The organism is Novipirellula rosea (assembly GCF_039541335.1).
GTDB classification, from domain to species: Bacteria; Planctomycetota; Planctomycetia; order Pirellulales; family Pirellulaceae; genus Novipirellula; species Novipirellula rosea.
In genome coordinates, this window is the sequence record NZ_BAABGA010000006.1 from 200,937 (window position 1) to 215,900 (window position 14,964).

The 14,964-nt window shown below is 54.1% G+C and carries 10 protein-coding genes; all 10 read left to right on the top strand.

Annotated elements, in window-relative coordinates; genetic code table 11:
* The first annotated feature begins 48 nt into the window (after positions 1–48).
* The 10 genes from ABD971_RS01480 to ABD971_RS01520 all read left to right on the top strand — a co-directional run bounded on the left by ABD971_RS01480 (position 49) and on the right by ABD971_RS01520 (position 14,961).
* A complete protein-coding gene (locus tag ABD971_RS01480) occupies positions 49–1,464 on the top strand; it encodes a DUF1501 domain-containing protein (protein WP_345319048.1) in 1,416 nt (471 codons plus the stop codon).
* A gap of 583 nt (positions 1,465–2,047) precedes the next feature.
* The gene (locus tag ABD971_RS01485; RefSeq protein WP_339945868.1) at positions 2,048–3,775 is read left to right on the top strand and encodes a purine-cytosine permease family protein; all 1,728 of its coding nucleotides are present in this window, start codon (positions 2,048–2,050) and stop codon (positions 3,773–3,775) included.
* Positions 3,776–4,007: 232 nt separating this feature from the next.
* Positions 4,008–5,501: a mannitol dehydrogenase family protein gene (locus ABD971_RS01490; RefSeq protein WP_345318726.1), complete on the top strand. Its 1,494-nt coding sequence runs from the start codon at positions 4,008–4,010 to the stop codon at positions 5,499–5,501.
* 960 nt (positions 5,502–6,461) lie between these two features.
* On the top strand, positions 6,462–7,460 hold the full coding sequence (locus tag ABD971_RS01495) for a helix-turn-helix transcriptional regulator (protein ID WP_345318728.1): 999 nt from the start codon (positions 6,462–6,464) through the stop codon (positions 7,458–7,460).
* 440 nt (positions 7,461–7,900) lie between these two features.
* Complete coding sequence (locus tag ABD971_RS01500; RefSeq protein WP_345318730.1) at positions 7,901–9,433, top strand: SAVED domain-containing protein; 1,533 nt, start codon at positions 7,901–7,903, stop codon at positions 9,431–9,433.
* A 17-nt stretch (positions 9,434–9,450) separates the two neighbouring features.
* A complete protein-coding gene (locus ABD971_RS01505) occupies positions 9,451–10,590 on the top strand; it encodes an SMODS domain-containing nucleotidyltransferase (RefSeq protein ID WP_345318732.1) in 1,140 nt (379 codons plus the stop codon).
* Positions 10,587–12,401 (top strand): ThiF family adenylyltransferase, encoded by a 1,815-nt coding sequence (locus ABD971_RS01510; protein WP_345318734.1) that lies wholly within the window; start codon positions 10,587–10,589, stop codon positions 12,399–12,401. Before ABD971_RS01505 ends, ABD971_RS01510 begins: the two co-directional genes overlap by 4 nt.
* 44 nt (positions 12,402–12,445) lie before the next feature.
* Entirely contained in the window at positions 12,446–12,886 is a 441-nt protein-coding gene (locus ABD971_RS35970; RefSeq protein ID WP_425571235.1) for a Mov34/MPN/PAD-1 family protein, read from the top strand.
* A 574-nt stretch (positions 12,887–13,460) separates the two neighbouring features.
* Complete coding sequence (locus tag ABD971_RS01515; RefSeq protein ID WP_345318736.1) at positions 13,461–13,667, top strand: hypothetical protein; 207 nt, start codon at positions 13,461–13,463, stop codon at positions 13,665–13,667.
* A 967-nt stretch (positions 13,668–14,634) separates the two neighbouring features.
* Positions 14,635–14,961 carry a VF530 family protein gene (locus ABD971_RS01520; protein ID WP_345318738.1) on the top strand — a complete coding sequence of 109 codons (327 nt, stop codon included), beginning with the start codon at positions 14,635–14,637 and terminating at the stop codon, positions 14,959–14,961.
* Positions 14,962–14,964: the final 3 nt, after the last annotated feature.

Here is a 14,964-nt window from a genome sequence, read left to right on the forward strand (position 1 = left end):
AAATCGACGAACCATTCGAAACTCTTGACGAGTTCCGCTACGCCAGAAATGGTGCCGAAGGTCCTCAACCGCCGCGACTTGTTGGCGTCCGCTTCGGCAACCCTCGGCGGTGCGGCCGCCGCGTCGCTATTGGACCCGAACTCGACGTTTGCCGCCGCGGTGGGCCAGCGAGGGCTGCATTTCACGCCCCGCGCCAAACGCGTCATCTATTTGTTTCAATCCGGTGGGCCGCCGCAGCACGACATGCTGGATTACAAGCCGTATTTGAACAAGGTACATGGCGAAGAAACGCCTGCGTCGGTGTTCGGTGGGCAACGGTTGACCGGCATGACCGCAGGTCAATCCTCGTTTCCGGTGGCCCGATCCACTTTTGATTTTAAACAGCATGGCGACAGCGGTGCCTGGGTCAGCGACGTATTACCGCACACCGCAAAGATTGTCGACGATCTGTGCATCATCAAATCGATGCATACCGAAGCGATCAACCATGACCCCGCGATCACGTTCCTGCAAACCGGTTTTCAAATCGCTGGACGCCCCAGTATTGGGTCGTGGATGAGCTACGGTCTGGGCAACGAAAACGAGAACTTGCCCGCCTTCGTCGCAATGCTTTCCGGCAGCGGTGGGCAACCGCTGTACGATCGTTTGTGGGGCAGCGGCTTTCTGCCGTCGGTGCACCAAGGCGTGCGATTCCGCAGCGGCAAGTCGCCCGTGTTGTATTTGAACAACCCGCCTGGATTCAGTCCAAAGCTGCGACGGGACACCTTGGATCGACTGTCCCAGCTGAACCAATTTCGTGCCGACGAGGTGGGCGACCCCGAGATCGTCTCGCGGATTGCACAATACGAGATGGCGTATCGCATGCAAACCTCGGTGCCGGAATTGACCGACGTCTCGGATGAACCCAACAGCACCTTTGAACTGTACGGCGAAGACGCACGCAAACCGGGCACCTATGCGCACAACGCGTTGATCGCACGAAGGCTTAGCGAGCGTGGAGTGCGATTTGTGCAGCTGTTCCATCGCGGCTGGGACACCCACGGCGGATTGCCGAAACAGTTGAAGGCCCGCTGTAAAGAAACCGACCAAGCGACGGCCGCCTTGATCACCGATCTGAAGAATCGCGGGATGCTGGACGAGACCTTGGTGGTGTGGGGCGGCGAATTTGGCCGGACGGTCTATTGCCAAGGCAATTTGCAACCTGCCAACTACGGCCGCGATCATCATCCCCGCTGCTTCACGATGTGGATGGCCGGCGGCGGGATCAAGCCCGGCATCACGTATGGAGCGACAGATGAGTACGGATACAACATCGTCGAAAACCCGCTCAGCGTTCACGATTTGCACGCCACGATTTTGCATCAATTAGGCGTCGATCACGAAAAGTTGACGTTCAAATTCCAAGGCCGGCACTACCGATTGACCGACGTGCATGGCAATGTCGTCCAGTCGCTGCTTCGTTAGCCGGGCATTTCGTTGCCGAACGTCATTCGCACACGTTCCTGGCTCCCCTCTCCGTGGATCGAAAGTCTAGACGACATCCGCTACGCAAAAAAATAGACAAACCCTAGAGTAAAAACTCTTCATCGCGTTGCGTTTTGGCGTTAGTCACGGTTCCCGAGTTCGACCAGGGTTCCGCCACCTCTCCACCAACTTCGTTGGGGGAGAGGTCGAACGGAGCCTTCAGCGACGTTCGGGTGAGGGGGCGACCGAGCAAGTCGTTGCCAACGATATTGGCGCGTCCACCTGAATTGCTCGCCGGTTGCGCGGTCCCCCCTCACCCGAGCAATGCCTTGAGGGCGTGCTCGACCTCTCCCCCGACGTCGTCTGGGGCGAGGTGACGACCTAATTCGTCGCAATTAAACCCAACCCTTCACCGTGAACGGTTACCTTTCTCTTTCGAACTTTAATCATACAAGATGCAACAAATCATTGCTTCTGGCCGCCCAACGTGACTGCACATCGGTTTATAATCAAACTTCTTGTCACATTGAATTTCGCCTGCTGCTGAAATCTAATCCTCCCAAACGAAACACGAGAAGTCACCATGAGTGCCGACACCACCCCGCAAGCGATTGCGGACATGAAGCAAGAGCAGCTGCCGGTTCCGCAGCACAAGCTTCATGGCTGGACGCACTTCGTCGGTTTGTATGCGGGCGAGCATGTGGCGGCGACCGAGTTTGTGATCGGGGCGACGTTTGTTGCCCTGGGTGCGACGACGATGGACATCCTAGTTGGGCTGCTGGTCGGCAATATCTTGGCGATCCTCAGTTGGACGCTGATCACGGCGCCGATCGCGGTCCAAACTCGGCTCAGTCTGTACACGTATCTGCACAAGATCGCTGGCGACTCGATGACCGACCTCTACAACTGGGCCAACGTCCTGATCTTTACGGTCATCTCGGCGGCGATGATCACGGTTTCGTGTACCGCCGTGCGGCTGCTATTTAACATCCCGGCTCAGCTGCAATGGTATCCCACCAGTGCATTATTCGTGATGGTGGTGCTTTCGGTCGGCATGATCGTCGTGTTCGTCGCGATGTATGGATTTAGCGCCGTGGCCGAATTCTCGGGGCTGTGTGGACCCTGGTTGGTTGTGATGTTCGTCAGTGGCGCTCTGGTCTTGTTCCCCGCACTGGCGGAATCGGTGCTTGGCCGCACGACGCTAAATGGGTTCGGAGATTTCATCACAATCGGCGACCATTCGATCTGGACCGGAAAGAACAGCGCCGGAGAACCAGGCATCGGGCTATTAGAGGTGATCGGTTTCGCCTGGGCAGCCAACACGATCACGCACTTTGGTTTGATCGACATGGCGCTGCTGCGATACGCCAAGCGATCGATCTACGGGCTGTGTACCAGTGCGGGGATGTTATTCGGGCACTATGTCGCCTGGATTTGCGCGGGCATCATGGGAGCCGGAACCGCGGTACTACTCAAATCGACGATCATCGAACTTGACCCCGGCGATGTCGCCTATCGCGCGTTGGGACTTTCCGGTTACGTGATTGTGATCATTGCGGGCTGGACTACCGCGAACGCGAATCTGTACCGAGCCGGGTTGGCGGCCCAGGCCATCTTTTACAACCATTCTCGCAGAGGGGTCACGTTTACGGTCGGCTGTGTAACCGTCGTGGTTGCATGTTTCCCGTTCGTGTTCGGTCAAATGCTTCCGCTGCTGACCTACGCCGGGCTACTGGTCGTTCCGGTGGGCGGAATCGTGTTTGCCGAACATGTCGTTTTTCCTCGGATCGGTTTCACCCGCTACTGGGTCACCTACCGCAAACTGAATCACAGCACGCCGGCGGTCGCATCATGGGCAGCCGGGTTGGTGTTTGGATTCGGACTGAATGCGATGCAAGTGATGTCGTTCTATTATCTGTTCCTGCCCACTTGGCTATTCACCATCATCCTCTACACGTTTCTGGCCAAACTGTATGGCGCCGCCGAAAAGTATCCGGCCGAACAAGAGGCTGATCGGAAGATGAATGAAGCGATCAAAGAGTTTCAAATCCAGCAGGCGATCGAGGAAGGCGAGCCGGTGAAGGACCATTCGACGTTCTCCAAGGTGCTGCACGTCTTCTCGCGAAGCAGCCTGGGATTGACCGTCGTGCTGGCACTGATGGTGATGTTCTGGAGTCCCGATCTGGAGACTTACGAGCAGAACCGCGACATCTTTTACACCTGGGCGTTTGTGTTCACGATCACCTACTTTGTCTTTGCCTATTGGGTACTGCATCGGCGAAAAGCACTGAATCCGCAACACGATGATTGAGGAAAACGAAGGGCTAAAGAGGACTCGTAGCGGAAGTCGTCAAGACTTTCGTTGCTGACTGAGCCGCGGGCCGTAAGTCACCGGGTATCGCGCCAGACCCGGCCGCTCACGCGTCGCGGCTCACAAATCAACGCAGCAACGCCGACGAATTCCACGACGCATCGATTGATCCAAACGTCGCTAACCAACAAACCACTGAAGACAACCCACTGAAAACGAGCGAAACAATCCCATGAACACCCCGATTCCGCTAAGCCAGGAAAACCTGCCGCAGATCTCCGACGCGATCGCACGCCCCGAGTATGACCGCAGCCAAATCAAGACCGGCATTGTGCATATCGGCGTCGGCGGGTTTCATCGATCACACGAGGCCTACTACACCGATGCCTTGATGAACTCGGGCGATTTTTCGCAGTGGGGAATCTGTGGTGTCGGACTGCGTGAGCCCGATCGCAAGATCGCGACCATATTAGAACAGCAAGACTATCTGTACACGTTGATCGTCCGGCATCCTGGCGGCAAGATCGAAAACCGGGTAATCGGTTCGCTCGTTGATTTCATGATGGGAATCGACGATCCGCAAGCCGTGATCGACCGGATGGCCAACCCCGACACCAAGATCGTCTCGCTGACGATCACCGAAGGAGGCTATAACGTCGACCCCGATAGTGGTGAATTTGACATGTCTAACCCCGAAGCGCAGCACGACTTGCAAAATCCACAACAGCCCAAACTGGCGTTTGGCTATTTGACGGCGGCGCTACGACAGCGACGCGACAATGGCATTCCCGCCTTCACCGTCCAGTCGTGTGACAACATCCAGCACAACGGCAACCTGACTCGCAAAATGGTGTTGGGATTTGCTCGTCAACAGGACCCAGAGCTGGCACAGTGGATCGAGCGTGAGGTTTGTTTCCCCAACGCGATGGTCGACCGCATCACGCCGGTCACGACGGCGGCGGATATGAGTTATCTCGAACAGGAAATGGGGCTACAGGACCAATGGCCGGTGACCTGCGAACCGTTTTGCCAATGGGTGATCGAAGACGATTTCTGCGATGGCCGTCCCGCCTGGGAAAACGTCGGAGCCCAGTTCGTTCCCGATGTCACGCCCTACGAAAAGATGAAGATCAGGCTGCTCAACGCCGGACACTCGGTGTTGGGGATCCTGGGGTCAATCTATGGTCATCAAACGATTGATGAATGTGTCTCGGACGAACTGTTTGCGACGTACCTGCGTCAATTCATGGACATCGAGGCTACACCGGTACTGGATGCCGTCGAAGGCATCGACTTGGACGCCTATAAAGACACGCTGATCGAGCGATTTGGAAACCCCAATATCAAAGACAAACTGTCGCGAATCTGTTTAGAAAGCTCCAGCAAACTGCCCGTCTTTCTGATCCCCACGATCAGCGAGAACCTCGAGCGAGGCGGCAGCATCCAGTATGCAGCACTGGTGATTGCGACGTGGTGTTGGTACAGCGACCAAGAGGTGAATCAATACAACAAGGAACTCGAGATCATCGACGGCAAGCGAGCGGAACTACATCAAGCGGCCGCCGCCACACGCGACGACCCATTGTCGTTTTTGCGGCTGACGTCGGTGTTCGGTGACCTGGCAAAGAACGAGCGGTTCGCGAAGGTCTACACCGAGATGATCAACAAGATCTACGAAAACCCCGACGTCTCGCTCCAGATGCGAAAGATTGTAAAGAGCCACTAGCAAGTCCATCGCTCACCCAAGTCTTAAACTTAATCCCGTCGCCAACAGCCTCGTTAAAGAAGAAAAAACCGGGGAAAATGACGATTAATAATCGATCCGAAACCGTAGCGGAAGTCGTCAAGACTTTCGACGAGCATCGACGTGGTCCAAGACGATCTGGGCCCGTTCCCGGCCTTGTCTTTACCCACGCTTCCAGTCGCGATAGCGACGACAGCACCTAGCTGCGGGCGTCCGCCCGCGGAAGCGTCTACGTGACGCTTTAACGCAGCCCCAACGGGGCGGTCCTAGGTCAGCCCAGGGTGAAGCCCTGGGTATTTGTTTCCGAAATGGGGCCGGTAGCCCCAACGGGGCGGCCCTAAACCCGTGGTTGACGAGGGCCGCCCCGTTGGGCAACGCTGTGAAGCATTTTTCATAACCCGAATGCGTAAGCGAGGGACTCTTGAACCAGCGCCGGTCCCTTGCTTACGCATTCGGGTTGTGATGACCTGGCAAAACACGACTCAGAAATGCTTCACAACGTTTCCCATTGGGGCTTTGTGTTTGCAAACGGTTCCGTTGCCCCAGGGCGGCGCTGCGTTCTGCCCTGGGCTGACATAGGACCGCCCCTTTGGGGCTGAACCGTCACGCTCAAATCCATTCGCAACAAATCGCAAGTCCATAGACGCTCGAATAGGCAAATGGCATCGACAGCCTCCAAGCTGCCCGCTCTTCGAACGATCATTCCCCGCTGCAACCGCGTAAAACCCAGACTCAACCACTGGCAACCCAAGCTGAGCAATGCTTTTCTGGCAAAATGTGACGGCTTGGACAGATAGTGTCCAAGCCGCTCCCCCGCTAGCAATTGAGCAGCTATACTCCGGCACATGCGAATCTTGAATCGCATCGCGTTTTATCAGGCGAATCGGTGAGTCACGGGGGCGGGAAAGCGAGAATTTTGTGGAAAGCACGGGAACGCAGCGGATGCGTCATCCTCGATTACTGCGTTTGATCACGCTCGGGCGAGGAAACGAGACCATCGAAACGTTGGCGGAAACGCTTGGCGTCAGTGAGAAGACGATCCGCCGCGACCTTGCCGGTCTTCGCCAGCTCGGGATCACGATTGAGGAGCACCTCGGTCATAACGGCCGCAAAACCTACAGCCTGTCGCGTGATTCGATCGAGCAGGTGCGGTTCACGTACGACGAAGCATTTTCGTTGATGTTATGCCGGCCAGGCACGGGCGAATTCGATGGCACCCTGATCGGCGACGCCTCGAAGTCGGCGTTTGAAAAGATTCGCTTGGCACTTGGAGCCAACCAAGACGACTATTTCCAGCGGATCTCGCCGTGGCTGCATCGATCACCAGGGTACGGCGATTACGCCGAGCAGCGTGACGTGATCGACGCAATCACGTTGGGGGTAGAGGACTGTAAAGCGACGTTCATCGCCTACCGTTCGGCCCGCTCGACCGAGCCGGTCACGTACGACATTCACCCCTACGGCTTGGCCGAGCACAATGGCGCCTTGTACGTCGTCGGTCATTCCTGCCATCACGACGAGATCCGGACATGGAAGATCGACCGCATGGAGACCGCCGAGGTCACCGAGTTCCCCTTCATCCGTCCCGCTAACTTTAATCTTTCCGAACACTTTAAAGGCGCTTTTGCAGTCATCGTAGGCAGCGAACCGGTGACGGTCCGAATCCGATTTCGCGGCAGTGCAGCACGTTATGCGGTCGAACGCAAGATCAACACCAGCCAAACGGCGACGCCAGGCCCCGGCGGCAGCGTCGACATCACTGTCACGCTGACCAGCACGATCGAGATCAAGAGCTACATCCTCAGTTTCGGCAGCAGCGCGGAAGTCATTGAACCTGAGTCACTGCGAACAGAAGTCGCCGAGGAGTTTCAACAAGCGATCGCCAATTACACCAGAGAATCACTATCCCCGCTCGACAACACTGTTAGTAAGAGAGAATGAACGATGCTCGGAATCGCATTTAACGAACATCTTCCAGGTCGATCGTCAATCGCTTACAGATTGCCTAGGCACAACGCTGCAATGTCACCAGAGTCGGATTCGGCGCGACGTCGTTTTCCAACCGTGGGAGAGCCGATTTTTGATTGTTAGTCCATTTTTCCAGCTCATTTGAAGCTCGCGAGCCAGCTTCAGCGTGGTCATTAGTCAACGGCAAGCAAATCCTCCGCCCGCAGCCACTGCGTCACGCCAGAACCTGCAGCCATGTTTTCGCGTTTCGTGCAAGCTATTCCTTCCGTACCAACTCGAATCCCACCCGACACTCCGCAGTCATTGTCAAAATTCAAGTCGTAGAGGACCAAACTTGGTTTCTGGTCCGTTTTTTGGCCTGTTAAAAGCAGCGTACTGTTACCGCATTACCCAAACCGCAAGAGAGCAAAACAGTGAGTGCAAGTTCAGCACGCCAACTAGGGGACGAAGCCCACCAATATCTGTTTTGGAACAAGGTTTGTCGAATGCTTGCCAACGGAAAAATTGCGTCTGTTGGTTACGAAACAGATGAATTCAAGGCTTTCGACGATGTCGGCATCAAATACACGGAACCCCACCCGGATGGACGTGGCGGCGTCTATGACGAACTGCACGTCCAGGCTAAGTTCTCAGTGGGCAGTGAAAAACAGATAAGTGGCGCGGCACTAACAGACCCTCGCCTAATCAATGCGAGCAAGATTTCATTAATCAATCGACTTCGCGATGCGGTTGACTCAACCCGCCAAGCTGGACGGCGTTGCCTTTTTGAACTGTGGGCTCCATGGCAAATCGATCCCGGTGACGTGCTAGCCAAAATGCACCGACGCGATCATGGCACGCTAGACATGGACAAACTTTTTGCAGGTAAGACGGCCGGAAGTGAATCGGGAAAGCTGCGGAAGATTTGGGCTGAACACCTGGGCATCGACATGGATGATCGAGCAGAATTCGATCGTATCTTTGGTAGTCTTCGGCTCACTCAAGATATGCGGTCGTTTGCCAATATTAGAGAGGAGCTGTCATCCATTATGCCGCTTGCTGGTTTAAAACCGGTCGAGTTGACGTGCGTTTCCGACGTGTACTGCACCTTGATCCAACGGCTTAGCCGTGATGGGTTGCAATGGTTCAGCCCAAACGACATCGAATCGAGATGCAAAGCCGAGGGCCTGTGGATTGGGAAACCGGACTTACAAACCCAAGCAACACAGCTGGGAATTCGCAGCTTCTCAAGATTCGCAGAATCGCTGGAAGACAGAGTCGATGAGCTACTCTGTCTTCAGGAGTTCTTTGATGACCGACACATCACTGACGTTAGTTACTGGCATGCTGATGTTTTACCGCGACTGCAGGAATTCTTATCGACGCATTTGAACCCTGGTCAATTGTCACGGTTGCATCTCCCAGTCGTCGGCTCCGTCGCGTTCACGGCAGGCTATCTCGCCGAACCGAAACTTGGTGCAAAGATCGAGATCGTCCAACCGGGGTCCCTCGGCGAAGTGACTTGGTCAGCTTCAAGCGATGAATCAGCTTCGGTTGAATGGCTGGTAGACGAGCAAGACTTGAACATGTCAGCCGACGCAATTGTGGTTGCAATCAGCATCTCGCACGATGTGCAACGGGATGTGTCTAAGTTCGCAAACGAAAGAATCAGTGACGCCCGCACCATACTCGACGTTCGACTAGATCAAGTTGGGCAGACTGCGATTCGCAATGGACAACACGCGTTTGATGCAGCGAACCAACTGTCCACTCTAATTAAAGCAAAACAGGCTCAACTTGGTTGTGTACGAGCCCACTTGTTTTGGGCCGCACCAAATTCATTTGCGTTCTTACTTGGTCAGGCATCTCGGACGCTAGGGCCTGTTTCTCTTTACGAGTTCGATTTTTGCGGCACCGGGGGGTACACGCCCTGTTTTACATTGACCTCTAACTTTCGTTTGAACTAAACACAGGAGTTTTGACCATGGAACTGCCTTCCTATTTCACAGACTTTCTTTCCGCCATTCGCCCAACCAACACGCAGCGGAAGAAGATGCAAGAGCGGCACAAAGAGTTGCGTGATCGTCTGCTTTCGGATGAAAAACTCGGGCCGTTAATCGTGTCGACCTTTATTCAAGGCAGCTATCGTCGATTCACCGCAAACCGACCGCCCAATGGCAGCCGCTGCGATGTGGATGTTATAGCGGTGACCAAGATGCACGAAGACGATTATACCCCTGAGCGGGCGCTCGAAACATTCCGGCCCTTCTTGGTTAAGCACTACAAGGGGAAGTATCAACGACAGGGGCGATCATGGGGAATCAATGTCGATGACGACATTTCGCTGGACCTCGTTCCCACCTCCGCCCCATCCGAAGCAGAGAAGCAGGCGATGGAGAACGCGAAAATCTTTGAATGGGACTTTCCCGATATTCCTGACCTTGGTAACGCACTGACTTACAACAGTCTTATTCTTGAAGGAACTGGCTACCAGTTTGATCTTTTCACCAAAGCCGCGAGTGTTCCGGAATGGAAGGAGCAGCCGTTGCGTATTCCTGATCGTGACGCCAATTCTTGGGATGACACGCATCCATTGGAGCAGATTCGCTGGACCTGGGAGAAGAGCAAGTTGACTAACGGACACTTCGTTAATGTTGCGAAGGCCATCAAGCGTTGGCGGCAGATAATGCAACCAACGCCGAAGTATCCGAGGAGCTATCCACTTGAGCATATGATTGGTGATTGCTGCCCCAACGGAATTCATTACGTTGCTGTCGGCGTAACAGAAGCGTTTGAAGAAATGGAGCGACGGTATCGTCCCTATGTCACGGCGGGGAACAAACCGCAAATCTGGGATCGAGGAGTGGTAGGGCACGATGTGCTTGAACGCATTTCTTTTGAAGACTTTTCGGCCTTTCTAAACCTTGTGAAGGACGCCGCCGATCTCTCGCGAAAATCGCTTGATGCTGACACGGTCAATGAAAGCGCAAATCTCTGGCGGGACTTGTTCGGTGATGAATTCCCTAAACCTCCGGACAATGGCGGTGGATCGTCGAAGGGAGACGGTGGGGGCTACACGCCTCGCGTCAAAAACACGACGATTAACGAAGGACGTTTCGCGTGAATAACGCTCGCCCAGTTTTAACGGAAGGACTTCGGTATGGTCGGCGGCTCGTAGAATCGCTCGATCATGCTGAGTTTAAACAGGACCTGGAATGGGATGAGCGACTGGGCTGGCGGATCGGCGTAGCGTTAACTATTGATTCCAGTAACGCGGACTTGGTGCCAAACAAAACCAATTGGTTTATCTATCTAGATCAAACGTATCCCTATGGCACGATAGCGTTCTACCCTGCGGTTGATGGTGGACTGACAGGAACTTTTGCTCACCAGAACTACAATGGCTTGGTCATTGGAGACAGACGTAGCGGTGACATTTGCATCAAGGCGCCGCAGTTCGTGTTCAATCGCGACGCTTTTGATGCTGATCCCATCGGACACAAAAATCGCTTGGCATGGTACATCGATCAGGCAATCGTATGGCTGAACGCGGCAAGCCAAGGAAAGCTCCTGGATGCGGGTGACTACTTCGAGCTGCCTGTTTTTTATTCTCCTCAGATGACAAACCACACTATAGTAACCAATGAAAACGCTGACTCCTTCAAATCCTGGCAGTCCGCAACGCAAAAGCACGGAGTTGCGGAGTTGGTGGCGGTTGGCCCGAATGCCGCGTCGACGTTCGCAGTACGGCGATTCTTTGATGCCAAGTCAAACGTTATTTTGGATTGCGAATGGGGAGTCGATATTTCCCATTCCGGGCGAACCATCCATCCAGCAATTTGGACGCTGGCGGATTTCCTGCCAGTAATAGAGCCATATCAAGTTCCCACGACGTGGAGCGATATGAGGCGGGCGTTCCTAGCCCATGGTGACAACATTGACGCAAGACTGCGTGATTGCTTTCGCATAGTGCGCGATGGATACCAACGATTTATGCTTGTTGGAATTCCGGTCAGTGAACGAATCGGAGAAGCCTCTTCCCAAATTCACTGGCAACCGTTGATCCTGCCTGCAGTTTCGTTCGGAACAAAGTATGCCCAAGGATTCCGGCCTAATGATGAAGGGTACTGGCGCCGCGATAAACGCGACGTGGTTGGAGACCAAGCAACGATTAATTGGCAAACAGGCGAAAACTGGAATAAGAAGGAATCGACCATCAGGGGACAACTCGATAACAAGTTGAGTGATAAACGAATCGCGGTCATCGGAGCTGGCGCCGTGGGGTCTGTACTGTCTGAGCTACTGTGCCGTTCGGGAGCTTGTAAACTTACAATCATGGACTATGACGACCTGGAGCAGGGTAATCTTTGCCGCCACCTGCTGGATATGCGCGACCTCGGAAAGAACAAGGCAGTTGCGATGGCTACTCGACTGAACAATGGGCACCCACATTCCGAATGCATCGGGATTGACGCGAGATTTCCAAAGCATTCTGAGCACCAGAAATTCAAACTCCAAGAGGCTAGTCTAATCATCGATTGCACAGGAGACGATCAGGTAACTCGTGATCTGGCCTCATTTGCCTGGATAGATGAAAAGCAGATCGTGTCACTTTCCCTTGGCTATGCCGCCAAAAGGTTATATTTCTACGCAAACCCATCTAGTAAATTTGATCCAAACGAATTTTGCATAAAGGTAACTCCGTTTCTTGAGCAGGATGCAAGTGAGCACGACGGCCAATTGATACATCAGGGTATCGGGTGCTGGCATGCGGCTTTTCCAGCGCGAATCGATGATGTTTGGACGTTAACATCAGCCGCGATTAAGTTGTTGGAATCATGGTTCAGTGGTGTGTCCGACAGCAGTTTCGCTGTGCTGGAGCAAGTCATTGATGAGAGTGGGTTCTCTGGTATCATCCGTCGTGGAGCTGCTTAGTGCTATTCCCGTATGAGCATTGGTCCGACTGCAGACGGTTCGGCGTGCGGATTCCTGAGATTCAGCAGGTTGAACTTGTTTCGTTTTGTCGCAAAGCAGGACACGTCGAGACAGGCGGTATTCTGTTGGGTAAATACATCGAAGCAGATTCGTGTGCGTTAGTCACAAGCGTTACAGGGCCTCCACCGGATTCGAGACGAACCAAATTCACGTTTCAACGTGGCGTGAAAGGCCTGCAGCGATTGCTGGATCGATTGTGGAACAAGAACGAGGCATACTACCTTGGTGAGTGGCATTTCCATCCGGCACCAGTGCCAAACGGAAGCCCGCAAGATTATCGGCAAATGCAGCGTATTGCCGCTAGTCAAGACTACGGCTGCCCGGAACCCCTGCTAGTTATTGTTTCACTTTTAGATAACACGACCGAATTTCGTTTGACTGCTTCCGTCCACAGGTCAAAACTGCAGCCGATCACACTTTCGTGAGACGTCGAATCGGCAAGGTAAGAGAATTCAATTTGGACTAGCATGGCCTGAATTTGCTTAACGCCGCACTGCCCCAACAAGAATAGGTCGGGTCAGGCCAAGAAAAGGTGTCAGCACTGAGAATGGCATGGGCGTAAACCTAAGCTGCTGCGACGAAACGGTTTCGGTTCGGATTGCCGTGGCAAGACATCAGTTTGTAGTTCTTCTGTCCTCGCTTGAATTCATTTTTTTCTTGGCTACCACGGCGCTTGCCAACCTCCAACTAAGAAAAGTGGCGTGGGGGTTGACCAAGTTAGGGGGGGGTTGAGTTTCGGACGAGATACGGGGACGTTGGTACAACTGCCATAGAAGCCCCCGCGACAAGATCCCGGAACATAGCCCCGCGGAACTTTTTCGGAATCAGGCGTTGTGTGTGGTGCTCAGGCGAAGTTGCGGTACAACTTGCCGTACACCGCGTTATCGCCACTGACAACGATTTAGTGGTCGGCACGGGAGAACGAAATCCCGAGGTGATCTGGACACGAAAAACCATTCCAGACGGGCGCCACGTCATACATCTCTGGCCAAACACAAAATGCAATTCCTCACACAGGCGAAGCCTTACTCACACACTTTGCTGCCGCCCCTACCGGGGGCTAACGGTTGCTTGGTGGATTCCGTTCCCACGGCTCACGTCGTGGTCTATGTGCTGCCGTCCCTGCCGGGACTCTTCAAATTGGGCTTCGCCCTGGACTCGCGTTTGGAGCGGTTGTTTTTCGATGCGATTGGCGATGATCGTTGATTTTCACCATCTTCTTGTCTTTATCTTCCTGTCCGCTCTCTTCACAGGGTGTGGTGAGGAAGCGAGGTTGTCGCAGCGTTGGCGGTAGCCCATCGTGGCATCTGTTGAACAATTGCAAAAGTTCGCTGTCGCCCCTACCGGGGCTAATGGCTTCTTCGGTGGAATGCGTTCCCACGGCTTACGCCATGGGCTTCATGCTGTCGTCCCTACCGGGACTGAGCGATCTCGGCTTTCCATGCTGACGCGGTGGGACGTTGCGGTTTTGGTGCCAGAGGCACCTTCTGGGATAGCCTTGGACTTCAGTCCAAGGTATCGGCGCCTCAGTACGCATCAAGTCGCGGAGTGACGTTTTGTCACGAACAATCGAAACACAAATCGTCCCGCTGGGACGCGGTTGATGTGGATGAACAATCCTCGGACTGAAAGCCCGAGGCTATCGGAAATAGTCGCTCCGCGACAGTCGCGTGGAATGCGTTCCTGTGTTTCATTGTTGTCTGCGAACGAATCGTTGCCGAACAGACGCTCGACGATGTTGCGGGAATGGATCGGGAGCGAATGATTTGCTTTGGGTGATGGGCCGGGAATGATTGCCCGCGAATAAAGGGGAAGCGGGGTCATTTGAACGTGCCTGCCATTGCGTCAATCTGCGGTCTCCTATTTTGACGGGATTGCTGTCGTTCCTGAGGAGCCCCCATTTCCGATATTTTTCACCTCCCATTTTTTAACCCATTTTATTTTCTAACCTTCTCGTCCGATGCCCCAGATCTCTACCACCGACACCGTCAGTCTGGTGTAGATCATGCGTCTTTCAACACCGGCTAACCAGGATGGAGAAGAGGTTAAAAAATGGAGGGTTAGAAAATGAAAGAAGACAAAAGTTCGCTGTCGTCCCTGTCGGGACGCTTCCATTCGGCTCTGGGATTTGGAATGCATCGCACCGATTTGCCTTTCACGCTAAACTGGTGCCATGAATCCGACAGAACCCAATCGTCCGCTCCCGCAACCCAACAATCCCCTTCACGGGGTCACGCTCGAGTCGATGCTGAACTATCTGGTTTCGGAGTATGGCTGGGAGGAACTCGGACAGCGAATCAGGATTCGCTGCTTCTCCGACAATCCAAGCATCAAGAGTAGTTTGAAATTCCTGCGAAAGACCGATTGGGCCCGAACCAAAGTGGAAGGACTCTACTTGCACTCGATCCGTTACGATGATCGACATCACAACCAACGTTCCGACCAGGACGAAAGTCCACGTGTCACCCCCAGCGTCTGGGATCAAGCACGCCGAAAATAGATT

Coding starts and splice junctions, on each gene's coding strand:
- ABD971_RS01520 (WP_345318738.1), top strand. CDS start 14,635: ATGAATCCGACAGAACCCAATCGTCCGCTCCCGCAACCCAACAATCCC.
- ABD971_RS01490 (WP_345318726.1), top strand. CDS start 4,008: ATGAACACCCCGATTCCGCTAAGCCAGGAAAACCTGCCGCAGATCTCC.
- ABD971_RS01515 (WP_345318736.1), top strand. CDS start 13,461: ATGCAATTCCTCACACAGGCGAAGCCTTACTCACACACTTTGCTGCCG.
- ABD971_RS01495 (WP_345318728.1), top strand. CDS start 6,462: ATGCGTCATCCTCGATTACTGCGTTTGATCACGCTCGGGCGAGGAAAC.
- ABD971_RS01505 (WP_345318732.1), top strand. CDS start 9,451: ATGGAACTGCCTTCCTATTTCACAGACTTTCTTTCCGCCATTCGCCCA.
- ABD971_RS01485 (WP_339945868.1), top strand. CDS start 2,048: ATGAGTGCCGACACCACCCCGCAAGCGATTGCGGACATGAAGCAAGAG.
- ABD971_RS01480 (WP_345319048.1), top strand. CDS start 49: ATGGTGCCGAAGGTCCTCAACCGCCGCGACTTGTTGGCGTCCGCTTCG.